This window comes from Chitinophaga sedimenti (assembly GCF_023156195.1).
GTDB classification, from domain to species: domain Bacteria; phylum Bacteroidota; class Bacteroidia; order Chitinophagales; family Chitinophagaceae; genus Chitinophaga; species Chitinophaga sedimenti.
The window spans coordinates 3,014,966-3,039,057 of record NZ_JAKUKA010000001.1 but is presented as its reverse complement, the minus strand read 5'-3'; the positions used below and the strand labels follow the sequence as shown (position 1 = coordinate 3,039,057).

At 50.3% G+C, this 24,092-nt stretch carries 30 protein-coding genes; 9 read left to right on the top strand and 21 right to left on the bottom strand.

Going from position 1 to position 24,092, the window contains the following annotated elements; translation table 11 throughout:
• Positions 1 to 13: 13 nt before the first annotated feature.
• A complete protein-coding gene (gene pfkA, locus MKQ70_RS17270) occupies positions 14 to 940 on the bottom strand; it encodes a 6-phosphofructokinase (RefSeq protein WP_248072835.1) in 927 nt (308 codons plus the stop codon).
• Positions 941 to 1,175: 235 nt separating this feature from the next.
• Between pfkA and MKQ70_RS17265 the strand changes: the two genes are divergently transcribed.
• Together MKQ70_RS17265 and MKQ70_RS17260 are read left to right on the top strand one after the other, a co-directional pair.
• Complete coding sequence (locus MKQ70_RS17265; protein WP_248072832.1) at positions 1,176 to 3,257, top strand: prolyl oligopeptidase family serine peptidase; 2,082 nt, start codon at positions 1,176 to 1,178, stop codon at positions 3,255 to 3,257.
• Positions 3,257 to 4,147 (top strand): SDR family oxidoreductase, encoded by an 891-nt coding sequence (locus MKQ70_RS17260; protein ID WP_248072830.1) that lies wholly within the window; start codon positions 3,257 to 3,259, stop codon positions 4,145 to 4,147. The genes MKQ70_RS17265 and MKQ70_RS17260 overlap by 1 nt, the downstream gene beginning before the upstream one ends.
• A 115-nt stretch (positions 4,148 to 4,262) precedes the next feature.
• Here MKQ70_RS17260 and MKQ70_RS17255 read toward each other — a convergent pair whose 3' ends face one another.
• The 6 genes from MKQ70_RS17255 to MKQ70_RS17230 all read right to left on the bottom strand — a co-directional run bounded on the left by MKQ70_RS17255 (position 4,263) and on the right by MKQ70_RS17230 (position 10,004).
• Positions 4,263 to 5,210 carry an HU domain-containing protein gene (locus tag MKQ70_RS17255; protein WP_248072829.1) on the bottom strand — a complete coding sequence of 316 codons (948 nt, stop codon included), beginning with the start codon at positions 5,208 to 5,210 and terminating at the stop codon, positions 4,263 to 4,265.
• A 33-nt stretch (positions 5,211 to 5,243) separates the two neighbouring features.
• Positions 5,244 to 5,534 carry an autotransporter outer membrane beta-barrel domain-containing protein gene (locus tag MKQ70_RS17250; RefSeq protein ID WP_248072828.1) on the bottom strand — a complete coding sequence of 97 codons (291 nt, stop codon included), beginning with the start codon at positions 5,532 to 5,534 and terminating at the stop codon, positions 5,244 to 5,246.
• Positions 5,474 to 6,283: a hypothetical protein gene (locus tag MKQ70_RS17245; protein WP_248072827.1), complete on the bottom strand. Its 810-nt coding sequence runs from the start codon at positions 6,281 to 6,283 to the stop codon at positions 5,474 to 5,476. The genes MKQ70_RS17250 and MKQ70_RS17245 overlap by 61 nt, the downstream gene beginning before the upstream one ends.
• A gap of 20 nt (positions 6,284 to 6,303) precedes the next feature.
• A complete protein-coding gene (locus MKQ70_RS17240; protein ID WP_248072826.1) occupies positions 6,304 to 6,825 on the bottom strand; it encodes a hypothetical protein in 522 nt (173 codons plus the stop codon).
• A gap of 102 nt (positions 6,826 to 6,927) precedes the next feature.
• Positions 6,928 to 9,534: a tetratricopeptide repeat protein gene (locus MKQ70_RS17235; RefSeq protein ID WP_248072825.1), complete on the bottom strand. Its 2,607-nt coding sequence runs from the start codon at positions 9,532 to 9,534 to the stop codon at positions 6,928 to 6,930.
• Between the two features lie 11 nt (positions 9,535 to 9,545).
• Positions 9,546 to 10,004, bottom strand: coding sequence for a hypothetical protein (locus tag MKQ70_RS17230; RefSeq protein WP_248072823.1), 459 nt, complete (start codon positions 10,002 to 10,004; stop codon positions 9,546 to 9,548).
• A 254-nt stretch (positions 10,005 to 10,258) separates the two neighbouring features.
• Here MKQ70_RS17230 and MKQ70_RS17225 point away from each other — a divergent pair, with 254 nt between their 5' ends.
• Both MKQ70_RS17225 and MKQ70_RS17220 read left to right on the top strand, forming a co-directional pair.
• Entirely contained in the window at positions 10,259 to 10,669 is a 411-nt protein-coding gene (locus MKQ70_RS17225) for a DoxX family protein (protein WP_248072820.1), read from the top strand.
• A gap of 19 nt (positions 10,670 to 10,688) precedes the next feature.
• Positions 10,689 to 11,099, top strand: a complete 411-nt coding sequence (locus MKQ70_RS17220; protein WP_248072819.1) for an acyl-CoA thioesterase — start codon at positions 10,689 to 10,691, stop codon at positions 11,097 to 11,099.
• Here the strand turns inward: MKQ70_RS17220 and dacB are convergent.
• Positions 11,092 to 12,504, bottom strand: a complete 1,413-nt coding sequence (dacB, locus tag MKQ70_RS17215; protein WP_248072818.1) for a D-alanyl-D-alanine carboxypeptidase/D-alanyl-D-alanine endopeptidase — start codon at positions 12,502 to 12,504, stop codon at positions 11,092 to 11,094. The two genes, MKQ70_RS17220 and dacB, sit on opposite strands and share 8 nt — an antisense overlap.
• 81 nt (positions 12,505 to 12,585) lie before the next feature.
• Between dacB and MKQ70_RS17210 the strand changes: the two genes are divergently transcribed.
• The 4 genes from MKQ70_RS17210 to MKQ70_RS17195 all read left to right on the top strand — a co-directional run bounded on the left by MKQ70_RS17210 (position 12,586) and on the right by MKQ70_RS17195 (position 15,204).
• Complete coding sequence (locus MKQ70_RS17210) at positions 12,586 to 13,170, top strand: competence/damage-inducible protein A (RefSeq protein ID WP_248072817.1); 585 nt, start codon at positions 12,586 to 12,588, stop codon at positions 13,168 to 13,170.
• Positions 13,125 to 13,841 carry a nicotinamide-nucleotide amidohydrolase family protein gene (locus MKQ70_RS17205; RefSeq protein ID WP_248072816.1) on the top strand — a complete coding sequence of 239 codons (717 nt, stop codon included), beginning with the start codon at positions 13,125 to 13,127 and terminating at the stop codon, positions 13,839 to 13,841. The genes MKQ70_RS17210 and MKQ70_RS17205 overlap by 46 nt, the downstream gene beginning before the upstream one ends.
• A 101-nt stretch (positions 13,842 to 13,942) precedes the next feature.
• Positions 13,943 to 14,536: a biotin/lipoyl-containing protein gene (locus tag MKQ70_RS17200; protein WP_248072815.1), complete on the top strand. Its 594-nt coding sequence runs from the start codon at positions 13,943 to 13,945 to the stop codon at positions 14,534 to 14,536.
• Entirely contained in the window at positions 14,473 to 15,204 is a 732-nt protein-coding gene (locus MKQ70_RS17195) for a dihydrolipoamide acetyltransferase family protein (protein ID WP_248072813.1), read from the top strand. The genes MKQ70_RS17200 and MKQ70_RS17195 overlap by 64 nt, the downstream gene beginning before the upstream one ends.
• Positions 15,205 to 15,434: 230 nt before the next feature.
• Here MKQ70_RS17195 and rbp read toward each other — a convergent pair whose 3' ends face one another.
• Positions 15,435 to 15,767 (bottom strand): RNA-binding regulator, encoded by a 333-nt coding sequence (gene rbp / locus MKQ70_RS17190; RefSeq protein WP_248072812.1) that lies wholly within the window; start codon positions 15,765 to 15,767, stop codon positions 15,435 to 15,437.
• Between the two features lie 248 nt (positions 15,768 to 16,015).
• Between rbp and MKQ70_RS17185 the strand changes: the two genes are divergently transcribed.
• Complete coding sequence (locus MKQ70_RS17185; RefSeq protein ID WP_248072810.1) at positions 16,016 to 16,738, top strand: hypothetical protein; 723 nt, start codon at positions 16,016 to 16,018, stop codon at positions 16,736 to 16,738.
• Here the strand turns inward: MKQ70_RS17185 and MKQ70_RS17180 are convergent.
• The 12 genes from MKQ70_RS17180 to MKQ70_RS38690 all read right to left on the bottom strand — a co-directional run bounded on the left by MKQ70_RS17180 (position 16,735) and on the right by MKQ70_RS38690 (position 24,064).
• Positions 16,735 to 17,358, bottom strand: coding sequence for a DUF4230 domain-containing protein (locus tag MKQ70_RS17180; protein WP_248072808.1), 624 nt, complete (start codon positions 17,356 to 17,358; stop codon positions 16,735 to 16,737). The genes MKQ70_RS17185 and MKQ70_RS17180 overlap by 4 nt on opposite strands.
• Positions 17,359 to 17,427: 69 nt before the next feature.
• Positions 17,428 to 17,700 carry a helix-turn-helix domain-containing protein gene (locus MKQ70_RS17175; RefSeq protein ID WP_248072806.1) on the bottom strand — a complete coding sequence of 91 codons (273 nt, stop codon included), beginning with the start codon at positions 17,698 to 17,700 and terminating at the stop codon, positions 17,428 to 17,430.
• Entirely contained in the window at positions 17,691 to 18,275 is a 585-nt protein-coding gene (locus tag MKQ70_RS17170; protein ID WP_248072804.1) for a DUF6597 domain-containing transcriptional factor, read from the bottom strand. The genes MKQ70_RS17175 and MKQ70_RS17170 overlap by 10 nt, the downstream gene beginning before the upstream one ends.
• Before the next feature lie 339 nt (positions 18,276 to 18,614).
• Positions 18,615 to 18,803, bottom strand: a complete 189-nt coding sequence (locus MKQ70_RS17165; RefSeq protein ID WP_248072802.1) for a hypothetical protein — start codon at positions 18,801 to 18,803, stop codon at positions 18,615 to 18,617.
• Entirely contained in the window at positions 18,797 to 19,777 is a 981-nt protein-coding gene (locus MKQ70_RS17160) for an alpha/beta hydrolase family protein (protein WP_248072799.1), read from the bottom strand. The genes MKQ70_RS17165 and MKQ70_RS17160 overlap by 7 nt, the downstream gene beginning before the upstream one ends.
• On the bottom strand, positions 19,774 to 20,439 hold the full coding sequence (locus MKQ70_RS17155) for a hypothetical protein (protein WP_248072797.1): 666 nt from the start codon (positions 20,437 to 20,439) through the stop codon (positions 19,774 to 19,776). The genes MKQ70_RS17160 and MKQ70_RS17155 overlap by 4 nt, the downstream gene beginning before the upstream one ends.
• The gene (locus MKQ70_RS17150; RefSeq protein ID WP_248072795.1) at positions 20,436 to 20,873 is read right to left on the bottom strand and encodes a hypothetical protein; all 438 of its coding nucleotides are present in this window, start codon (positions 20,871 to 20,873) and stop codon (positions 20,436 to 20,438) included. The genes MKQ70_RS17155 and MKQ70_RS17150 overlap by 4 nt, the downstream gene beginning before the upstream one ends.
• Entirely contained in the window at positions 20,870 to 21,460 is a 591-nt protein-coding gene (locus MKQ70_RS17145) for a hypothetical protein (RefSeq protein ID WP_248072793.1), read from the bottom strand. The genes MKQ70_RS17150 and MKQ70_RS17145 overlap by 4 nt, the downstream gene beginning before the upstream one ends.
• Positions 21,461 to 21,552: 92 nt before the next feature.
• Positions 21,553 to 22,452 (bottom strand): DMT family transporter, encoded by a 900-nt coding sequence (locus tag MKQ70_RS17140; protein ID WP_248072791.1) that lies wholly within the window; start codon positions 22,450 to 22,452, stop codon positions 21,553 to 21,555.
• Between the two features lie 24 nt (positions 22,453 to 22,476).
• Complete coding sequence (locus MKQ70_RS17135) at positions 22,477 to 23,223, bottom strand: polyprenol monophosphomannose synthase (protein WP_248072789.1); 747 nt, start codon at positions 23,221 to 23,223, stop codon at positions 22,477 to 22,479.
• A 72-nt stretch (positions 23,224 to 23,295) separates the two neighbouring features.
• The gene (locus MKQ70_RS17130; RefSeq protein ID WP_308199056.1) at positions 23,296 to 23,862 is read right to left on the bottom strand and encodes an exodeoxyribonuclease X C-terminal domain-containing protein; all 567 of its coding nucleotides are present in this window, start codon (positions 23,860 to 23,862) and stop codon (positions 23,296 to 23,298) included.
• Positions 23,863 to 23,929: 67 nt separating this feature from the next.
• On the bottom strand, positions 23,930 to 24,064 hold the full coding sequence (locus tag MKQ70_RS38690; RefSeq protein WP_282456570.1) for an exonuclease domain-containing protein: 135 nt from the start codon (positions 24,062 to 24,064) through the stop codon (positions 23,930 to 23,932).
• Positions 24,065 to 24,092 lie beyond the last annotated feature (28 nt).

Genomic DNA, 24,092 nt, shown 5'->3' with positions numbered 1-24,092 from the left:
AAGCTATATAATTTTAACTCGCCAGAATTTTAATAATCTTAAACCATTCTTCGTCAATGGACTGTTTAGCCTTCACTGCCTGTGTGAGCGGGGTGTAAGCGATTTTATCGTTCACTACGCCGACCATTACATTGTGGGTGCCGTCCAGCAGGGCTTCTACGGCAGAAAAACCGAGACGGCTGGCAATGATGCGGTCCATACAGGTAGGCGTACCGCCGCGCTGGATGTGACCGAGAATGCACACGCGGGTGTCCAGCTGCGGGAGGCGTTCCTTGATGTGTTTAACCACGCCATTAGCGCCGCCGAATTCGTCGCCTTCCGCCACTACGATGAGGTTTACGAGCTTTTTCCTGCGTTCGTTAGCCTGCAGTTCGTTGATGATGTCGTCGATCTCGCTTTTACGCTCTGGCATCAGCACGTGCTCTGCACCGGTAGCAATGCCGCTGTGCAGGGCAATGTATCCGGCGTCGCGGCCCATCACTTCGATGATGAACAGGCGGTCGTGCGCATCAGCGGTGTCGCGGATCTTGTCGATCGCGTCCACGGCAGTGTTTACCGCGGTGTCGAATCCAATTGTAAAATCCGTGCCGGCGATATCTTTATCGATTGTGCCTGGCAGGCCAATGCAAGGTATATCAAATTCTTCGCTGAATTTTTGTGCACCTTTGAAGGAACCATCGCCACCGATTACCACCAAACCGTCTATATCCAGTTTTTTCAGGTTCTCGTATGCCTTTTTCCGACCTTCCGGCTCATAAAATTCCTTGCAACGGGCTGTTTTCAAAATCGTGCCGCCACGCTGGATGATGTTGGCCACGGTTTTGGATTCCATAGGAAAGATATCATTAGTCAACATCCCCTTGTAACCATACATAACACCGTATACATTCAAATGATGATAGATACCTGCTCTTACCACGGCGCGAATTGCGGCGTTCATCCCGGGAGCGTCACCCCGGAAGTAAGAACTGCGATGTTGTTCACTTTTTTCATATTATTGGTCAAAATATTGCGTTAAAGGGCGCACAAAAATAACATTTTTTTGAAAACTATTCTTATATATAATGTTAGCATTTATGGTTAAATTTTGATTTTATTTGAAAAAAGGCCCCTCATTTTTAAAAATTTTCCTCATGAAATCGTTTTACCAAATAAGCTTTTTAATATTTATACTGATGAGCATGACTTTAGGAGCAGCTGCGCAAAAGACCGCCATTACCTATCCATTAACAAAAACAACGGATACCGTAGACGAATATAATGGTCACAAGGTACCAGATCCTTACCGCTGGCTCGAAAATGACCACGCGGAAGATACCAAGGCCTGGGTGATTGAACAAAATAAAGTGACCAGGGACTATCTCGATAAAATTCCTTTCCGCGATAAAATCAAGGCACGGCTGGAGGAAATGATGAATTATCCAAAGTACGGCGCGCCTTTCCGTGAGGGTAAGTATTACTATTTTTATAAGAATGACGGATTACAGAACCAATCGGTGCTATATCGCCAGGTGGGTATCACCGGCACGCCGGAGGTATTCATCGATCCGAATAAGTTGTCGGAGAAAGGTACGGTAGCCCTGGGGAACCTGAGTTTTTCGAAAGATAGTAAGCATGCGGCCTACCTGATTGCCAAAGCGGGGTCCGACTGGCAGGAGTGTTTTGTGATGGATGTGGAAACGAAGCAATTGCTGCCCGATCACCTCGACTGGATCAAATTCAGCGGTATCAGCTGGCAGGGGGATGGATTTTATTATAGCCGGTATGATACGCCGGACGAGAAGGCCCGCCTGTCCGGCAAAAATGAATTCCATAAGGTGTATTACCACAAACTCGGCACTACGCAGGAAAAGGACCAGCTGGTATACGTAGATAAAGAACACCCGCTGCGCAACGCCGGCGTAGGGGTAACCGAAGATGAACGCTTCCCGGTACTCGTCACCACAGAAGGTACTTCGGGCAACCAGCTGGCCGTGCGCGACCTGAAAGATGCGGCTCAGCAGGATTTTCAGGTAGTGGTACCTGGTTTTAAATACGACCCTTCGGTGGTGGATAACGTGGGCGACAAACTGCTCGTTCTTACCAATGAAGACGCGCCTAACTACAAACTGGTACTCATCGATCCTAAAAATCCCGCGAAGGAAAACTGGCAGACCATCATCCCTGAAAAACCGGAAGTGCTGAACAGCGTGGGCACCGGTGGTGGTAAACTGTTTGCCAGTTATCTGAAAGATGCTTCTACTAAAATTTATCAATACGATGTAACAGGCAAACTGGAGCACGAGATCAAACTGCCCGGTATCGGTACGGCCGGCGGCTTTGGCGGTAAAAAAGAAGACCAGACCTTCTTCTATACGTATACTTCGTTTGTAGCACCCGCCACGATTTATCAATACCAGATACCTTCCGGCAAATCCGACGTGTACAAGCGGCCCGAAGCAAAGTTTGACGTGGAGCAATTTGAAACCAGACAGGTGTTTTTCACCAGTAAGGATGGTACGAAAGTGCCGATGTTCCTGTCGTACAAAAAAGGGTTAAAACTGGATGGTAACACACCCGTACTGTTGTATGGCTATGGCGGGTTCAATATTCCGCAAACGCCGGGCTTCAGCGTGAGTAACCTGTTTTTCATGGAGCAGGGTGGTATTTACGCGGTCGTAAACCTGCGCGGCGGCAGCGAATATGGCGAAAGCTGGCATAAGGCCGGGATGAAAGAGAAGAAGCAAAATGTGTTCGACGATTTTATTGGCGCGGCGGAATATCTTATCAAAGAGAAATATACCAATCCTTCTAAAATTGCTATCCGTGGCGGATCGAACGGTGGTTTGCTCGTTGGCGCCTGTATGACACAGCGCCCCGACCTGTTCAAAGTAGCACTGCCCGCTGTAGGAGTGCTGGATATGCTGCGTTACCAGAAGTTCACTATCGGCTGGGCCTGGGTGGTGGAATATGGCAGCAGCGAAAAGGCAGACGAGTTCCCTTACCTGTTCAAATATTCACCTTTACATAACATCAGGAAAGGCACGTCTTACCCGGCTACCCTCATTACTACGGGCGATCACGATGACCGCGTAGTGCCCGCGCACTCCTTTAAGTTCGCGGCTGCTTTGCAGGCAGCAAATGCCGGTCCCAATCCGATGCTGATCCGCATTGAAACACAGGCCGGCCATGGTGCGGGTAAACCAACCAGCAAAGTAATAGACGAGGCGGCCGACGTGTGGGCGTTCACGATGTTTAACCTGGGGATGAAAATGTAATGAAGAAAGTATTGATCACGGGGAGTAACGGCCTGCTGGGCCAGTACCTCGTACAATTGTTCAGTGAAGATGCAGCCTGGCAGGTAATTGCCACCGGCAAAGGACCTAACCGCCTGCGCTGGCAGGAGGGCTACACTTATGTAACAGCCGATCTGAGCATTCCTGAAGAGATTACTGCGTTAATCGCCGCGCATCAGCCGGAAGTGATTATCCATTCCGGCGCCATGACGCAGGCGGACGACTGCGAACGTAATAAGGAGGCTTGCTGGACAACGAACGTAACCGCCACCAGGCACCTACGTGCCGCATCGGATGCGTTTTTCCTGTTCCTGTCGACAGATTTTGTGTTCGATGGCCTGTCAGGCCCGTACCTCGAAACCGACCTGGTGAACCCGCTGAGTTATTACGGCTCCAGCAAAGTAGCCGCGGAACGTGCCGTGATGGCGGGCGCGGCACCCTGGGCCATTGCCCGCACCGTGTTGGTATATGGCGTGTCGGATGATCCGAAGCGGGGTAATATTATCACCTGGGTGAAGGGGAACCTGGAGCAGGGCAAAGCCATTAAAGTGGTGGATGACCAGTGGCGTACGCCCACATTGGTGCATGATCTGGCAATAGGTTGCAAACTGATCGTGGAGCAGCAGGCGCAGGGAATCTGGCATCTTTCAGGGAAAGACCTGATGACGCCTTTTGATATGGCCCTGGCGGTGGCGGAGCATTTCTCCCTCGATGCTTCTTTGATGGAACGGGTGAATGCGGAGACGTTTACGCAGCCGGCGAAGCGGCCTGCCCGTACCGGGTTTATCATCGACAAGGCAGTGGAGCAGCTTGGGTATAGACCGCGGAGTTTTAAAGAGGGAATTGAAGTAGTGAAAACCGGACTGAAATAAAAGGGGCTGACCAAAAGGAATGGTCAGCCCTAATTTATTCGGGTACCTGATGTAGACCTGTTATCGTTTATGCGATTCTCGAAGCCTCATTTCACTTTTTTGTTCAGCCCCTTAGTTATTTTGTATCCATCACTTTCACCGGCACCTTTAATATCTTCAGGAGCGAGTCTTTGATCGCGACGGTATCCTTCGCCATAGCCCTTACGGGAATGGCAATGCGGAAACTGGCCGAGTCATCTTTTGTATACATGACGGCCTGGTGGTTTGTCCAGGTATACTGTTGTTTATAGTATTTTTCGGCAACGGAGGCCTTCGCCAAAAGGTATACGGCGTAGTATTGCACCGTATCGTTTGCCGGCGGCGGCGCTGCCACTACCGGCGCCGCAGCGGAATCCGCACCCTTCACCGCACCGGTATCAAATGCCGGCTGAGATGCTGCACGTACGGTAGTTTCCGGCGTAATGGCTTCGTTGGCAGGCGTTTGCTGCAATTGCTGCTGCTGCCAGAAGTACCAGCCCGCAAAGCCGAGGCAAAGCAGTGCTGCGGGAAATACGATCCACCACCATTTAAAGTTGCCGTCGTTTTCCTGTACGGCGGAAACATGGTCTACCACCTGCTGGTTCACCATTTCAGTGTTGCCTACGGTCACCTTGGGCGCTGTCTGCGCGCGCAGTACCGGTTGCAGGGCCAGGGGCTCCCAGGCGTCGGGTACTTCCTGCGGGGTGAAAACAGTCTGGCCGAACGGGTCCTTGTGCAGCGTGCCCACATCGGGGATCACCACGGGCTGGCCGCTGGCGACTTCCTCTTTGAACTGCTCCACGTATTTGGCCATTTTCAGGCGGGCGACGCTTTCTACCAGGTTTTCTTTATGCGATACCCATTGTGCACAGGCGGCATCATCATCCCACTTTTCCTCGAACAGAATCTGCTGGCGCGGCGGGACCAGCTGCTGCTCCACCACGTTGAAGTGGGCAGGAATATGCTGAATCGTGAACGTACCCACCTCTGGCACGCAGCAGGTTTGCTGTTTGTAAAGGACTTCTGAGATATAATGCTGTAGCATCCGCTGGCTTTAATTTGGGTGCAAGTTTACGATTTAAAATTTTATCATCACACCGCCCAGCACGTTCAGGCCGTAAGAGGCGTAGTTGTTCCAGCGCTGGTACTTGCTGTTAAACAGGTTGTTGGCGTTGGCCCACACCGCGAAATTCTTACCGATATTGTACTGTGCGCCCACGTTCATGTCCATTGCCGCTTTTGTACGGCCAAAGTCCAGCGTTTTCGGATCCAGGTAATAGCTGCGGCCCAGGGCGAACAGGTTGGCGTTCAGGTGCAGGTTCTTGAAGAACGTATATTGGGCGAACACGTCATACTGGAAAGGTACCATACCCCAGGCTTCAGTTCTGTTTCCTGTTTGTTAAAGCTCCACCAGTCACCGCTCAGGCGGATCTGGAATTTCTCTTCCTGGATATAACCGATTTCCGCGTGGAACTGGAAGGCGCGCAGCTCGTTTTCATTCCGCAGGTCAAAAGTTTTGCCGTCGATGCTGTCGTTTACGAACAGGGGCAGGTTATGATAAGTAACCCCGGCAAATTTGGTGTTATAGGTAAAGTGGCTGCCCAATGTACCCTTAATACCGGTGTACTTTTCCTCGATGCGCGTGTTCAGGATGCTGTCTGCAAACCCGCTGATAAAGGGATTGCGGTTAGCCAGGTTGCGGTAATTGTTTTTATCAATATAGGAAATCCAGCCACTGCTCAGGATCAGTTTGTTACGGATCAGGTGCGATTCGTTCACGATATCCGGCAGCAGGTAGAATTTGCTTTTCTTCGTCCAGGTAGGGTTAAGGCCCGCATGCAGCATAAAGCCGGGTTTAATCAGCTCAAGCGCGGGGTGAATAGCCATTACGTTATTGTTGATGGCTTTGTTATCATCTTCTTTAAAAGTGGAGAGGTCCAAGATACCTTCCGCCTTCAAATACAGGTCTTCGAACAATTGCTTACGGATCGGGGCTTTCAGCACGAAGGTGTTCTCCAGCCGCTTGTAAGAATCCCCGAATACAATAAACTTCGCGTCGGGCTGAAACTTCCAGCCCCAGTCGTCCTGCGGCCTGTTTTTCAATCCCAGTTGTGCCACTACTTCATTAAAGGCCTGTTTTACATCACTTTTTTGAAGTCATACAGTGAGTGGTCATAACCGTAATAGTGTACCTGGTTCAGGCTGTATTTCAGGCTGCCGTTGATCTCGAAGAGGGGAGAGTAGTAGGTGCCGCTGGCCAGTACGGTGGCCGCGGTATAGTCCTGGTTTTTGATATCGCCCTTAGAGCCGGTGTAACGGCCGAACAAACCAAAGTTCCATTTATCATTGCGGCCGCTGCCAAAACCGGCTTCCACGAGCGGGGTATTCAGGTTGCCGTAGCCGAACTTCACGTAATTGTTCTGGAGGGCTTTCAGCGAATCCTTACCCAGCGCCAGCGGTTTTAACGGCACCGGCTGGTACATGAAGTAGAGGTTCAGCGCGGGTACCTGGTAGCTCAGGCGGGGACGTGCAGTGTCGGCCGCAGGCAGCGAGGCGTTCAGGTTTAACTTGGCCGCTTCGCGCAGTTTAGGTTGATAAACGGAGATGATATTGATCGTTTCCTGCTTCAGGGTGTCCTGCGCCTGCGCTTGTTGCTGCAATGCCAGGGGCGGCGCCCGAAACCAGTAATATATTGCGTAATAGATGCATGCTATCGAATGATTTATGTGTATAATGAGCGCTTTCGCGTGCCATTATGGTCTTTATTTAATTTTAGATCCTGCTTTTTCTTCCGCTTCTACTTTTGCCAGTTTGTCTTTCGCCTCATTCTTCAGCTCATCGATCGGGCAGTTTTCGGCAATGCTCTGGAAGGTAGCTTTCGCATTGAAGTAGTCCTTCTGTTTCCAGTACACATCGCCTAACAGGATGTATGTTTTCGCGGTCCAGTATTCGTAACCGGGCGCATTTTTAATCAGGTCGAAGCCGGCTTTTTCTGCTGCGGTCAGGTCGTTCTTTTGCAGGTAAGATGCGGCAATGTTGTAACGCGCTTCAGCACCAATTTCTGATTTGGTCAAACCGCTAACGGTTTTGTATTCGCTGATCGCCTCGTCGAACTTGCCATTTTCCTGCTGGGCTTTACCCAGGTAGAAGTGTCCCAGGATCTGGTCGTCCGTACTGATATTGGTGCCACTCAGCAGGGCTTCCGCGAAGGTGGTCACCTCGTTCCAGTTCTTCAGTTGATAGTTGCTGCGCAGCAAGCCGCGTGCAGCCGCGAGGGTATTGTCTTTATTAGTAGACAGGGCCTGCAGGCGCTGGTAGTGTTCGCGGGCTTTGGCGTAGTTCTTCACGTGGTAGTACTGGATGTAAGCCGCCTGCTGCGCCGCGCGTTCTGCAAACGGGCTGCTGCCTTTGCTCAGCACAAACTCGTAGCCGGGCAATGCATTCGTGTAGTCTTTCGCGTTGTACAGGCATTCCGCTTTGTAGAAGTTCGCCTGTAAGGCAAACTGCCCGTTCGGGAACTTCTGCAGGTAGGTCGTTAAAGCCGGTGCTGCCCCCGCACAATCACCTTTACTGAAGCGGGCTTCCGCCGCCGCAAAGCTGATGGAATCTTCTGCTACGGCAGATACAGTACGACCGTTCGCCTTCATGAATGCCACATAGTCGTCGGTTTTACCCTGACCAACATAAATGGCCTGCAGGCTTTCCAGCGCTTCTTCTGCTTCGGCGGAGTTAGGATATTTCTGCACCACGTCTTTAAAGTAGCCCATGGCGGTGTTGTCATTGTCCATGTTGTAGTAAGCCAGGCCCAGTTTCAGCAACGCTTTAGGGGCATTGGGACCGTTCGGCTGTTTCTGCAATACATTTTTGAGGTAGGGGATCGCATCGTTAAAGCGCTCTTCTGACAGGTAAGTATTGGCTATTTCCAGTTCGCCTTCGTTATTGTAGGCAGAAGAAGGATACTTGCTGGCCAGTTGTTTCAGTGCGGCAATTTTCTCATTCGGCTTGCCCTGGATGCCCAGGATCAGGCTTTTCTGGTAGGTAGCATAATCTGCGCCCGGTTCACCGCTGCCGATCACCCGGTCGTAAAGGGTATTTGCTTTTGCGAAGTCTTTCAGCATATAGTAGCAATCTGCCGTACGCAGCGCTGCATCGTTAGCGATACGTTGCGCGTTGGGACCGCCTGCACGCTGAGCCGCCTCGAAGTAAGGCAGCGCTTCTGCATAGCTTTCTTTCTTCAGCAGGCTGTAGCCGAGGTTGTAGCTGGCCGTTTGCGCATTTGCCTCACCGGAGGCCGGCGGCGGATTGGTTACCAGGTAACCGCGTAAACCTGCAATGGCTTTATCGGAATTATTCTGGCGTAACGCTACTTCCGCTTTCCAGAAGTGCGCCAGCTGGGTGATCTGTGCATCGTAATTGTTGGCTATGGCTACATCCAGCAAACGTTCCGCTTCTGCCAGCTGCTGGTCGTTTACCAGTTGTGTGGCGCGGCCGTAAGCCACCCGCTGGTAGGCTTTGAGTACGGTGGCGTTCTTTTCGGGCAAACTTTCAATAATCGAAAGTGCGTCCCGGTAGTTGTTCGTGTTGGCGAAGAGGGTTACCAGTATTTCGCGTGATTCTTTGTTGAATTTGGATTGGGGATAGCTCTTTACAAAGTTGGTCAGTTCCGTGATGGCCACGTCCTGGTAGCCCAGCTCGTAGGAAAGTTTACCGTAATTAAAGCGGGAAATTTCCTGCTGTACCGGGTTGGAGCTGTTGCGGGCGCAAAAGGCAAAGGCATTGCGGGCATTGGCCTTCTGGCCGGTACGAAGGTAACAGTCACCCAGGAGGTACATGGAGTTTTGGCCCAGACTGTCTTTCTCGCTGCTCAGTTGTTTAAAACCGGCGATCGCTTTGTCCAGGTTGCCTGTTTGATAGTAGCTGTAAGAAAGCTGGTAAACATCTTCCTTTCTTACCTCGTCGGCATTGGTCTGGAATTCTTCGAGGTAGGGCAGGGCCTTCTTGTAGTCCTGTTTTTCGAAGTAGGCTTGTCCAACGAGCTGTTTCAGTTCGCCTTCATAGTACATGCCGCCTTTTTTGATCAGCGGTTCTGCAAAGGTGATCAGTTCTTCTTTCTTATTCTGGAAGTAATAGATTTCAGCAATATAGTATGGTACTACGCCATTGTATTTAGGCTCGTTCACCACCTTTTTGAAGCTGGCCAGGGCCTGGTCGTACTGTTTGTTGTAGTACGAAATAAAGCCGTAGTAATAGTTGGCGGGCAGGTAATATTTGTTTTGCACATCCTTGATGGAGGCGAACAAAGGCTGTGCCTTTTTAAAGTCTTTTACGTTGAAGTAGCAATAGGCCAGTTCAAATTTCGCGTCTGCCACCTGTTCGTTGGTCAGGTTGTCGATGCCGGCGGTTTCGTAAAAGGAATGGCTTCTTTCAGCTTATTCTTCTGGAAGTAGTAGCGCGCCAGTTCAAAGCTCACCATCTGTTCGCGGGGTGCGCTGTTAAACATTTCCAGGAAACGGAGCGCGTACTTTTCGCCATCTGCCTGTCCCAAACGGAGGGCACACATGGTGAAATAATAGTGCGCGTCGGTGTTGACGAGGGTACGGTTGGTTTCATGCCAATAGTCGATATGATCTATTGTTTGCTTAAAAAGCTGCATGGATACGGCGTATTTCTCTTCGCGGAACAGTTGCTGCGCATCTTTGAATACCTTTTCTTCGTCCGTATATATCTTCGTCTGCTGCGCCTTTGCGGCAGTGGGAGCCATAAAGCTGCTGCCGGTAAGGGTGATTAATAGTACGCTAATTTGTCCTGGTAGAAAGAGCCTGTTTATGAATTGCTTCATGCTTTTTTGTTAATACCTTGTAATACTCGAATTAAAACGATCTGTTAACGAAAATATTTCGCCTGTCTTCTTCTCTCACATCTTCTAAAGTGTGCAAATTTGGGGGTTTTCAAACAAAACAAATATAAAATTTACATTTTTGGCAAGATGGGCAGGTTATCTACACGAGTGTGGATAACTCGCTTTTGCAGCCAAAACATTCATTTTCCTATCTTGCAGCGGTTATTAGCAAGAATCAAACCATAAACCGTTCTATGAAAAAACTTTTTTCCACCGCATTTTCCGATAACGCGGTCCATTTTTCCATGTTGGGTTTGCGCCTGGTGTTGGGTATTTTTATGATCCTGAACCATGGCTGGCCTAAACTCATGAATTTTGCTCATCTCGCACAAAGGTTCAGTGATCCCCTGGGTGTGGGTAAATCTACTTCGCTCGGTATGGCGGTATTTGCGGAAGTATTCTGTTCCGTTTTCCTGATACTCGGGCTCTTTACCAGGCTGGCGCTGATTCCGCTGATCATTCTTGGTGCGGTGATCGTATTCAAGATTCACATTCACGATGGTTCGGGCAAACTGGAACTGCCGGTGTTTTACCTGGTAGGTTACCTGGTGCTGATGTTCTGTGGTCCCGGCCGTGTATCGATCGATGGTTTGATCGGTAAGTAATTTTTAAACCTGACAGGATATGTTTACAGCAACGACGCACATACGGGTAAGATATGGCGAAACCGACCAGATGGGTTACCTGTATTATGGCAATTATGCCTTGTATTTTGAAGTGGGAAGGGCCGAGGCGATCCGCCAGCTGGGCTTTACTTATCGTGAACTGGAAGAGCAGGGCGTGATTATGCCGGTGGCTGAACTCAATATTAAATACCTGCGCCCGGCGTTGTACGACGACCTGATTACCGTAAAAACTACGCTGCGCGAGTTGCCGCCCGCGCACAAGATCCAGTTTCATACTGAATTGTTCAACGAAAAAGGAGAGTTGCTGAACGTAGGCGTGACCACGCTGGTGTTCCTGAACGCCACCACCCGCCAGAAGGTGCCGCTGCCCGATCCGTTAAAGGAAAAGCTGCTGCCGTACTTTACTTAAGACTATCCAGCACTTTCCACATTTTTTGCCGCATAGGGCCCGCTCCGCCGCTGAAGTTGTTTACAATGAAAGCGAATACCAGGGGAGGGCCCTGTTTCGGTTTTATAAAGCCGGTGTACGAACGCACCCCGCCAATATATCCATCTTTCATTTTGATGCCGTTGCTTTCGGGCAGTGCTTCGTAGTAAGCAGCAAACCAGGGTTGCTTTTGTGCGTTGTATAATACGGTGGCCAGGGCAGTGGTGGTAACACGGTTGGCGGGCGACAAGCCGCTGCCATCGATGATGTTCACCGCTCCTTCGTTCATGCCCAGCTGCTGGCAATACTCCTTCAACAGCTGTACGCCCGCCGCGGTAGATACTTGTTCGCCCGACTGCAAAGCCAGTGTTTTCACGAAGCTCTCGCCGTACAGATTTACACTTTTACGCAGGAACCAGTACACCAGTTTATCGAGTGATGGGGATAACGTTGTCATAAGCGTAGTAAGCTTCTGCGGCAACGGGGCTTTGGTCATCATTAGCCTGCGCGTGGTGGCGGGTTCTTTGGTTGTGGTGATATTATCGGCTGCCAGTGCTTGTTGCAGGCGGTAAGCAGCATCAAAAGCAGGATCGGGTACGGCCGCGGAAATGGAGAAATTCCTTTCATCGAGTCCTGCGGTGCCGCGTACGTAGCCGGTTTCGGCATAGGGCGCAATGTAGGCGTAAGCCTGGTCGCCGCTGCCTTTTGGACCTGTGCGCAGTTCGTTTATGAGTGTTAGATAAGGCATGGCGGGTTTGGTACCGCTCAAGGCAGTAGGCGCTCCAGCCACTGTTCCGGGTTGAAACTGGATATCGAACTGGTTTTCGCGCCAGTTTAAACCGGAGGGGCCCGCGCCGTAATAGTTGCCCATATCCTGCCAGATCCAGCCATCCGGCACGGTTTGCGTGTCGAAGATACTATCGTCGCCGATGATCTGGCCATTAATCTTTTTAATACCTGCCTTTTTAATAGCTGCCAGCCAGCTTTGGAGGATGGCCGTTTCGGTGCTGGCCTGGTAACGGGTACTACCCAGTGAAGGATCACCGGCGCCTTTGATCACCAGGTTGCCCTGCAGTACGCCCTGCGCGTCTACCTGGCCCTCGTAAGCCAATCTCGTTTTATATTGATAATTGTCGCCTAAAGTGTGGAGCGTAGCCGCCGCCGTGAGTACTTTTAAGCAGGAAGCCGGCGCCAGTCCCATGTTTTCGTTAACGGACCATATCTTTTGCCCCGTTTGCCCGTTTATGAGGTAAAATGAGTAGCTGGCGTACGTCATCTGCGGATCCCTGGCCAGCGCATCCATAGCATCTTTCGCTTTCGCAGCGGGCGATTGGGCCATAGAAACCTGTGCACACAGGCAGGCCATCAACATAAAGCATAATCTCATACCCGGAAATTATTCGATTCCTGCTCAACGGCAAACTTTTTGCCAGTAAATTTGTCTGTCTTTACTTAAAGCAACTACCGCGTGGAAAAAATATATGCAAGCCTTATTACCATAGGCGACGAACTATTGATCGGCCAGACCGTAGATACGAATTCTGCCTGGATCGCCCAGCAACTGAATAACATCGGGGTGTGGGTAAAACGCCGTGTAGCCGTGGGAGATAACAAGGAGGATATTGTGCAGGCGCTGGACGAGGAAAGCCGCGATGCGCACATTGTGTTGATTACCGGGGGACTCGGACCTACGGCCGACGATATCACCAAACCAGTGCTGACCGAATATTTCGGTGGTACTTTAATTGTGCACGAAGAAACGCTTCACTCCGTGATGGCCTTTTTCGAAAGTCGCGGTTTGCCGGTGCTGCAGCGCAATGTAGACCAGGCCCGCGTACCCGATTCATGCCAGGTGCTGTTTAATAAACGAGGCACTGCGCCCGGTATGTTGTTCCGCAAAAACGGGAAGATTTATGTGTCTATGCCCGGCGTGCCGCATGAAATGAAAGGCATTATGGAGGACTACGTGCTTGGCATCATCCGGAAGAATTCAATACACCCGCCCTGTTGCACCAGACGTTGCTCACGTCGGGCATGGGCGAATCCTTTGTAGCGGAGCGTATTAAGTTATTTGAAGAAGCACTGCCTGCCTCTATCAAACTGGCTTATCTGCCTAATTTCGGTTTGCTGAAACTGCGGCTTACCGCCATGGGGAAGGATAAAATAAGTACGGCGGCTTTATTGTCCGAGCACTTCCATCAACTTAAAGAATTACTCACGGATATTGCGGTAATTGATGAAGATATACCGATTGAGCAGGTGGTAGGACGATTACTGAAGACGACGGGAAAAACCATGGGTACCGCAGAAAGCTGCACGGGTGGCAACATTGCGCATATGCTTACGTCGGTGCCGTGCAGTTCTGCCTACTTTAAGGGCAGTATTGTGAGTTATGCCAATGAGATTAAAACCAGCATATTAGGCGTGCCAGCGGAGGTATTGCAACAATATGGCGCGGTGAGTGAAGAAACCGTGAAAGCCATGGTGAGCGGCGGTTTAAAAGCATTGGGCACCGATTATATGGTGGCCGTCAGCGGCATTCTTGGTCCCGACGGCGGTACAATGGAAAAGCCGGTGGGTACGGTTTGGATGGCGGCAGGCGATGGTAAAGAAATCGTGACGATCAAGCATCATTTCAGGTATGATCGTGCGCGGAATACCGATATGGCATCGGTTGCAGCGATCAACCTGCTGCGAAAACTGATCAGCCGGCAGGGGCTTTGATGTTGGGATAACTAATTTCCCTATTTTTGCGACCACTTAAACACTAAATTCAAAATTATGGCTATAGTAGAATTGGTGATGCCCAAAATGGGGAGAGTATCATGGAAGCGACCATCCTTCGCTGGCATAAGAAGCCGGGCGATAAGGTGAGCGCTGATGAGACGGTGCTTGAAATTGCGACCGACAAGGTGGATAGCGACGTACCTTCCATTGCAGATGGGGAGATTGCCGAAATACTTTTTAATGAGAATGATGTGGTACCCGTTGGTACAGTTATAGCCCGTATCAAAACAGTTGGCGAAGATGCGCCTGCTGCTTCTCCCGCTACCGGACCTGTTACCGCAGCGCCGGCGGAAAAACAATTCCACGCCCCCGTACGTACAGAAACGCCTGCAGCTGCTGCCCCCAGCGGCGAAGCAAGGTTTTATTCCCCGCTCGTGTTAACCATTGCACAGCAGGAGGGACTTGGTTTTGCTGAACTGGAGAAGATCCCGGGTTCCGGCAGCGAAGGCCGCGTCACTAAAAAGACATTCTCGAATATATTGCCGCTAAAAAGGCCGCTCCCGCCACTGCTCCCGCTGTGGAAGAGAAGCCGAAAGCGCAGCAACAGCCGGCGGCCGGATCTAAACCGGTGGCCACCCCGTCTTACAGCGGTAACGTGGAAATCATTGAAATGGACCGCATGCGCAAGCTGATCGCAGAACACATGGTGCGCAGCGTGCAGGTTAGTCCGCATGTGACCAGCTTTGCGGAAGTAGACGTTACCAACATGGTAAGATGGCGCGATAGCGTGAAAGATAGTTTCCAGAAAAGAGAAGGCGAGAAGATCACCTTTATGCCACTGTTCATTGAAGCGGTAGTGAGGTGTATCAAGAAATTTCCGCTGGTCAACTGCTCTATCGAAGGCGATAAAATCCTGGTAAAGAAAGATATTAATATCGGTATGGCGGCGGCGCTTCCTTCCGGCAACCTGATCGTTCCGGTGATCCGTAATGCGGATATGCTGAACCTGGTAGGCCTTACCAAGAGTGTGAACCAGCTGGCCGGTGCGGCGCGCAGCAATAAACTGAAGCCGGAAGATACGCAGAACGGTACCTTTACGATCACCAACGTGGGTACGTTCGGCAGCCTGACGGGCACACCGATCATCAACCAGCCGCAGGTAGCGATACTGGCGGTGGGCGCTATCAAAAAGCGTCCGGTGGTTGTGGAAACGGAGCAGGGCGATTCTATCGCCATCCGCCATATGATGTACCTGTCGATGTCATACGATCATCGTATTGTAGACGGGGCGCTGGGTGCTACGTTCCTGACGGCTGTGGCCCAGGAGATGGAGCACTTTGACCCGAGCAGGGAATACTAACGAATTAGCACGGCAAGCTAAATAAAACGCGAGGGCGTAAAAGGAGCTGAGAGGCTGCTTTTGCGCCTTTTGTGTGTTGGGGTGTACTATGTATCCATAGCTTTTGCAAAAACGATATGCAGCGCAACATGTCGTTGGACTTGTAAGCAAACCGCTTTTATCGTCCTAAAACGAAAAGGCCTCCCAACGGGAAGCCTTTTATATGATCGGTAGTATAACAATCAAATTGATTAATAACGACGATCGCGCGGAGCGCCATAGCCGCCTCCACCACCTGGACGACCACCGCCTGGGCGACCGCCACCGCCACCGCTGCCCGGTTGTTTAGGACGGGCTTCGTTTACGGTCAGTTGTTTACCTTCAACCTGGCTGCCATTCAGCGTCTCCATAGCTTTAGCGCCTTCTTCCTGATTTGGCATTTCTACGAAGCCAAAACCACGTGAGCGGCCAGTTTCGTGATCTTTGATGACTTTAGCTGAGGTTACCTGACCGAATTCGCTGAAGATCTGGTGGAGATCCTCATCGTTCAACCTATAGTGTAGGTTGGCTACGTAGATGTTCATGATAGAAAAGTTAAAAAAATGAAATAATACTTCAATATAATAAATTTAACGGTAAGTTTTGTCAGCGCCAAATTAATTTGACGGCAACCCTGCCCCCATTTTGCATAACACTCGCTATCCCTCACTGGTGGCTTGTTTGAAGGTAAAACTAATTTTCTGATTTTCCAATCATCTATATCACCCGTTAATGATATTATTTTTTTTTCGTAAATTCAGTTTGAACGGTATTCCTTTAAACTGAGAAGCATATGAAAAGACTGAGTGAAACCTGGTTTGCAGACGGTTATATCGATTTTGAACAGAAGAAATACACATTGCTGGCCTATCTTCAGGAAATCAGCAAGTATTTTAATCAGAACATGTTGTACCCGCAACTCGCCGATGTAGTATTCCATTACAACAACCTCCGGGCTTTCCGGGAAAACAAGCAACTGTTAAGTGAAAAGTTTCCCAAGCACCTCACCGCGGTCAATCTCGAACGCCTGCAGCTGCTCTACGAGCAGATGAGCGCCGATGATGCCGTGATGCGTGAAATGGAAGATATTATCGAGTATGCCATGCACAAAATGGACCATACGATTAAAAGCGGTACGGGACTGTACGAGTTCGTGGAAGAACAGTTGAACATTGCCCCTGTGGGACTGGTGCCCCTCGATATGCAGGAGGGTTACATGTTGCTGCGCGACGGGCATTACAGCGAAACGTTGGTGTACTACTATCGTCTCACTATTTTTGAGCGGCACGATGAGCGTTACCGTGGTATTCATACGCAGTACCTGGCGGCCTATTCGAAGAGCATTGCCAATACCTGCGAAAACATTAAAACGGAATTGATCCGGGCACGAAATGGCATACTGCCCAACCCGGCGGTATACCGGGTGGAAACAGACCTTACTTTCCCGGTAACGGAAACGTTGTTGCCGGTGGCCAAACGTTCGCTGGTGAAGTATCTCACCATTAACGCGGCTTAGTCTTTTTTAAGCGGGAGAATGGTCACGGCGGCGTCGTTGCCGAACTTCAGTTGTACTTCGTAACCTAGGGGCGCGTAGTACCGGGCAATCGTGTTTTTAATTTTATCCTTCGACTGTTGCAGGTAGGTAACGTTCTGCTGCAGTTGGCCGCGCGATTCCTGGTACAGTTTCTTCTGTACATCGGTGTACGTTTCATCGTCCTGGAACATCAGCAGGCCCTTCTTATTGGAGGTCTGCATCTGGTCTACTTTCAGCTCGTAGCTCAACAGGCGCGGAGCTGGCAGGGTTACGGTCACTTTCTTTTCGGCCACGTCGATGTTGAAGTTTTTATCATCCACATTTACGCCATACTTCGCGGTGTAAGGCACCTGCACCTGGATCGTGCTCTCAATAAATAACTTCTTCATATTGCCGCCCCAGGTGCCGTCGTTATCCACGTTGCTGCGTTTGATGCTCGCATTACCCTGTACTTCCAGCGAGGCCAGTTCCGCAATTTCACGAACAATCATGCTGTTGGATACTACCTGCTGACTTACGGTTTTTCCGCCAAACTGTTTACCAATAAAGAACACGCCAATTAAAGCGAGGAGCAATATAATCGCACCGATAACTTTTTTCATATACTAAATGTAAATAAAAATCCCGGCGCCAGAAAAGGCGCCGGGGCTGAATATGCACTATACTAGCGATTAATTGAATGCTGTTTTGTACTGCGGATACATGTTTTCCGCCAGTTTAAAAATCTTACGCAGGGATACCTGCGGAGTTTTCGGCTCTTTCTCCGCCTTTGGCGCGCCAAAGTAAAGGAAGTCTTTAATAAAGTGATTCTGATCGCCGTAACCGCAGTCCTGCAGTACGCTTTGCCATTGCTGCGTTTGCATGTCTTCTTTAATGCTGGCCATAGCCATATTAAACCGGGCAATGCGGCTGAACATCTGCGGTGTTAGGCCGGTTACTTCCATAAACCTTCTTTCCAGCGTATGGCGGGAGGTTTTGAAGTACAGGGCCACGCTCTCCATATCCACATTGCCGTTCTGCAACAGCAGGTGTTCCAGATCTCGTCCACACCCTGCAAAGAGCGCTCCTGTTCGCGCAGCGCCTTTTCCAGTGAGCGGTCCAGGAGCGATACGATATCGGTAGCAGCAGCCAGCTCGCGACCCAGGTATTTCCATTGGCCGGCATCCAGCTTGCTTAAATCGCGGTAATAATTGGTCACCGTATCCATGCTCAGGCCCAGCAGGCGGTGGCTGCCGCATACATTCAGCTGTACGATCACAGCAGAACTGGGGCCCGTCATTTTAACGGAACCGGAACAGGTAAAGGGGCCCACTACCGATGCGTCAGGTAAGGTAAATGGCGCATGGTCAGAGGGACGGAATGTGATCTCACCCTTCAACACAAAAACCAGGTATTGATTGCCAAGGGAAAACAATTGTTGTCCGGCAAAAGTGGTGTCTGCTGTAAAATCCTCCAGCACAAAATATTGCTGCACAAATGGATTCAACGACTGCTTGGGAAGAAATTGTTGGATATTCATAGGTTCAGGTTTTCTAGGTTTGTCTTCTTAAGCGTACAAATAGAATATGCTGTGTAAATATAGTAAATAAATCATATTAAAGAAATATTTTTTGAATGAAGATTGCTTTGTTGGGTTTGCTTAAGTCGAATGTTAATATAGTATCGGTTTTAGGTGGGTTTAGCTACATTTGGGCTATGTTGCTATATTCTTTGATCGTGCTGCTACCGGTGCGGAACCCACGCTGAGCCATCACTGAACCATCACTGAACCATCCAAGGGGTAGTGATGGTATTTTCATTGATGTAAAATGAAAGCCCCGGCAGTTTGCCGGGCTTCATATATAATATGGAGATAGGTTTATTCGGCCGATGCCGCTTCAAAGCCCCAGTCACGTCCTTTGTCGGTAGCAGGCAAACCGTGCTTAATCCACTGCGCCGGTGGTGCCCCCTTCAACATATAATCGAAGAACTGCTGCTCGCGTACCTGTATGTCTTTCCGGTTCTGACGCTGCACCAGGTTATGTGCCTCGTTGTTATAGTTCAGCATCCAAACAGGTTTACCCAGGCGGCGTAAGCCGGTAAACAGCTCAATACCCCCGGTACCAGGGGAACAGCGCCGTCGGCATCGTTGGCCATGATCACCATTGGCGTGTTCACCTTGGGCAGGTGGAACAGCGGTGAGTTCTCGATGTAGAGCTCCGGTTTTTCCCAAAGGGTAGCGCCGATGCGGCTTTGTGTGTGTTCGTACTGGAACTGCCTGTTCATGCCGCTTTCCCAACGGATGCCGCCGTAAGCACTGGTCATATTCGCAACCGGTGCACCCGACCATGCCGCTTTAAACAGGTTGGTACGGGTTACGAGGTAAGCCACCTGGTAACCACCCCAGCTTTGTCCCCGGATACCCATGTTAGCTTTGTCGGCCCAGCTGTTTTTCGCCGGGGCTTCCGCGCCGCTCACGATGTAGTCGTACGCGCTTTCGCCGGGGTGACCAATTTCGTAGGTGATGTCCGGCGCCAGTACGAGGTAACCGCGGCTTACGAAGAAGCTGATGTTCAGCCTCGACGGGGTAGGCGCCGGGGGCTGGTAGCTGTACAGGCCGTCCGTCAGCTTCTCGTAGAAGTACAACAATACGGGATACTTTTTATTCGGATCAAAATTTTCGGGTTTGTAAAGAATGCCTTCAGTTTGTTTGCCTTTATAAGTTGTCCATTTGAACAGCTCGGCAGTGCCCCAGTTGTATTCTTTTTGCTGTGGATTGATGGCGCTCAGTTTCACGGCATCGGCTACGGTTTTGCCGGCGTATACATCCGGGCTTTCCACGTAATTCATACGCTGGAACACCAGTACATCCGCATCGGCCGCTTTCTCCAGTGCCAGGTAACCGTAAGGGCCTAAAGCAATCTGCTGCGGACCTTTTTTATCGTTCAGTTTTAAGCTGAAGTAACCGTAGTATTTAGTGCTGTCGTTAAAAGCGGAGAGTAACAGGTTTTGTTTGGGGGTGATGAATTTCTCGTCCTTCACCAATTTATTGTAGCGCAGCGCAGTGCGGGTTTTGCGGCCGTAACCCCGGTAATCATGGTGGGCGTTTCTTTGCCCAGCGGATCTACCTGCCAGATATCGTAACGGTCGTATACATACAAGTATTTATCGCCCTGCAGCCAGGTAGGCGCGCCGTATGGGCTCGCGTAATCCGGCACATCGTTTTCCTCATCGCACAGCGAAGTGGGAATGGCGGTGGTGATTTCGCGGGTAACGCCGGTGGCCACTTCGTAAGTGGAATACTGGCGTTTATCCGAGTCGTACCAGTTAATGAATTTGCCTTCGGGCGAGATGTTCTGAAGACCTAGCAGCTTGTCCTTGATCACCTTCCTTTCGCCGGTAAGGGTGTTTACGAGGAAGAGTGTTTTCAGGGTTTTGCCCGTCCACTGCAACGCGATACGCTGGTCGTAATCGCTGTACCCCAGCGCGTACACCTCTTTTTTATCCTCCGGGAACATCAGGAAGTCCATTTTCTTATCTGCCAGCTGCACCATTTGCTGCGTGGCGGGATAATAAACGGCGATATAGCTTTTCTTCAGGTCGCGGTCGAGGGTTTTAAGCTGTTGTGGTTGCAGGTAATCGTCCCGGTAATGCCAGATGTCTACCTTCGCCACTTCAAAATCCACGATGTTAGTGTCTTTCACCGGGGAATAGGGGCCGTACCGAAGAAGAGCTTTTTGCCATCTTTCGAAAAACTTAAAGAACCGTTTTCCGATACGTTCCATTTTGCGGGAACGCCTTTGCTGTCTTTGTTTACAGCAATAATGCCGCTATCGGCCCCAGGTTTATAATAGTACAGGCTGTACAATTTCTGTACGGCTTTGGCGCTGTCCCGTTCGCCGATGTAGGCCACCTGTTCGCCCTTATCATCAAACATAAAGAGTTTGTAATTACCCGCGGTGTTGATCAACTTTTTGTCGCGCGTGGCCACGTTCCAGAGGTATACGCCCGCGGTGGCCAGCGAATCTTTTTTATCGTATTTCGTAGCGACCAGCAGCTGGTTGCCGGGTTTGGCAAAGTGGAAGTCCGTTACGTTTTTAATCGTATCGGTCGTTTTCCTGGCGTAGTTCCAGATCACGAGGGTAGCGGCATCGGACGGTTTATCGGCGCCGGGTTTTTCGTCGTCCGCGTCCAGAAGCTGTCGTAATGCGGAATGCCTTTCAGTTCGCGCTTTTTGCTGGTATCTGCTTTCGGTTTATCAAGCGTGTAAGCAATGACCCCGCTGCCTTTTTCCGGTGTTTTAAACGTTTTTACCTGCGGGATGCGGATAACTTCGTTGCTGCCGAGCACCACGTACCCCATGGTGTCTTTGGGCATTTCGTCTGCCTTTTTCTTTTTTATTTTAGCCTGACGGGTGTCCTTAAAGGCAGGTTTGATCGTGAACAGCACGTATTTACTGTCTTCCGTAATAAACGGAACAGTACCGCGCGGTACTTCCAGTTTTTGTGTGCCCTTGCTGTCGGTAATTACCAGGGTGGCGTCGCCTTCCTGGGGTTGGATCACATAAGCGATCCACTTGCCGTTGTTGCTGATGGTTTTGGCGCCTATGCTCTGCCAGCCGTCGTAAACAGTGTGGTCCAGCGGTTTTTTGCCTGCCTGTTGTGCATAGGTATAAGCAGGTGTCAATAATAGCAAAACTGCACTTCTTCTTAAAAATGCCCTCATAAACAGAAAAGATGGTTTTAGATTTTGATCGTTGGCAATAACAGGTCTAAAATTAGCGAAATACCGGCGGTCTGGCTGGCCGCTGGTGTAATTTATGCAGCCAGGCCGGCCTGGCGTGATTTGCGTCCTTCGTAAAACACTTTAATCATCTGTAATATAACTGATATCATGATGAGACTGAGGCCGATATAGAAGTTCGGGTTCAGCATTTCATTTTCATGGAACAGTATAAAGGCGAGCACAATGGTGTACACCGGCTCCGTGTTAAAGGTCAGGTTTACGGTAAAGGCAGATATTTTCGTCAGCGCGTTCATCTGGAACAGGTACAGCAATACGGTGCAGAACAGGGCGAGGATCAGGAGGTACACCATATCCATGGCGCCGGGGAGCACAGAGCCCTGCGGCGGAAACAGGTACAGGTATACCGGCATCAGTACCGTTAGCCCTAAAAGACCGATGCCCAGTTCATAGAACGTAATCGTCTTGGTATCGTATTGAACGATCAGTTTTTTATTGAAGATGGTGAATAACGCGGCGAACAGTGCGGAGAACACGCCCAGCACAATGCCCGTGCGGTATTGGGTATCAAAATGAAAGATTAAATAAATACCGCCCAGGGTGATTAAACTGAGTAATAACTCGGAGGCATCGAACTTGCGCCGGATAATGACGGGTTCGAGTATGGCGGTAAAAAAGGAGGTGAGGGAGAAGCAGACCACACCAATAGTGGCGTTGGCATATTTGATGCTGGCGTAAAAGAATACCCAGTGCAGGGCAATTATGCAGCCGGTAAGACCAATTGGTAATGCCTGTGTAAAAGTGAGCCGCTTTAACGCGCCCCGGAAGCGGAACAGCACGTACAGGGCGATAACGGTAAACAGCATCCGGTACCAGGTGAGCAGTCCTTCATTGAGACTGATTAATTTACCGAGGATGCCGGTGAAACCTGCCAGGAAAACCGCCAGGTGTAGTTGTATAAACGCTTTTTTCATGCTTCACGATCATCTTCCAGCGGGTTACGCTGCACTCTTCACTCTGCGGGTGTACTTGCGGAAGAGGCTCTGCCACTGGATTTTCAGCACACCGAATACACCTTCTTTCACAATATTTTTGCTCATTTTAGAATAGCCTTCCACTCTTTCCACAAAGGTGATGGGCACTTCTTTTATTTTAAAGCCCAGTTTCCAGGCAGTAAACTTCATTTCAATCTGGAAGGCGTACCCTACAAACTGTATCTCGTCGAGGTTGATGGCTTCCAGTACTTCGCGTTTGTAACAAACGAAACCGGCGGTGCCGTCCTTAACAGGTAACCAGGTAATAAGGCGTACGTACACCGAGGCGCCGTACGATAATGCCGCGCGGTCCCAGGGCCAGTTTTCGGTAGCGCCGCCTTTTACGTAGCGGGAGCCTACCGATACATCGGCGCCTTCATGGGCACAGGCATTATAGAGGCGGATAAGGTCTTTCGGCGGATGGGAAAAATCGGCGTCCATCTCGAAGATGTAGGCGTAGCCACGCGCCAGCGCCCATTTAAAGCCGTGAATGTAAGCGGTGCCCAAACCCAGTTTGCCGGTGCGTTCCTCGAGGAACAGGCGTCCGGCATTCGCCACCTGCAATTCCTTTACAATCGCGCCGGTGCCGTCGGGAGAGCCGTCATCAATGATCAGCACATGGAAGTTTTGATCCAGGTCAAATACTGCTGCGATGATCTTGCGGATATTATCTTTTTCGTTATAAGTCGGTATGATGACGAGCTTTTCCAATCAGGTTTGTCATTTAGGATGGCGAAAATAGCACAAATCCGGGGAATCTCAGGGTCCCCCGGCCAGGTATTATCATTTTTTTAACATCATTTTATGGTAGATCTCCGTCAGCTTCTGTTTGGTATTCAGCGGGAAATCGGCTTTCATCATCCAGTCGTAATATTGCGGCTCCAGTTTAAGGACCTCGCGTACCGCGCGGCCTTTATACTTGCCGAAATTGAACGTTTCCTGTCCGCCCTGCATTACAATCCTGCGGGCAAAGTCCACGAAGTCATCTTCCTTGGTGAAATCCGCCAGGGAGTTTACGTCCGCTTTGAGGTTGCTGTACCGGTCCAGCTGGGCTTCCAGTATCTCGAAGGTAGCGGAGGCGTCGGCTTCGGCGCTATGCGCGTTTTCGAGGATCTTATCGCAATAGAACTTATAAGCGGCGCTCAGGGTACGTTTTTCCATCAGGTGGAAAATCTTCTGTACGTCTATGAACTTGCGGGTGCTCACGTCCAGGGGTAATTCCACGCGCAAAAACTCTTCTACCAGCAACGGAATATCGAAACGGTTGGAGTTATAGCCCGCAAGGTCGCAGTTGTCGAGGAACTGGCGCATTTCGTTGGCTACCTCGCGGAAAGAAGGTTCGTTTTTCACGTCCTCGTCCGAAATGCCGTGAATAGCGGTAGTTACCGGGGGATGGGCATACCGGGATTGATGCGCTTTACTTTTTCACCACGCTTCGGTCCGGCATCACTTTCACGATCGCGATTTCGATAATGCGGTCTGTAGCCACATTTGTGCCGGTTGTTTCCAGGTCAATAAAAGCCAGCGGACGGCTAAGCTGTAAAGCAGACATATAAGGAGCGTTTCAATGCACCACGTCG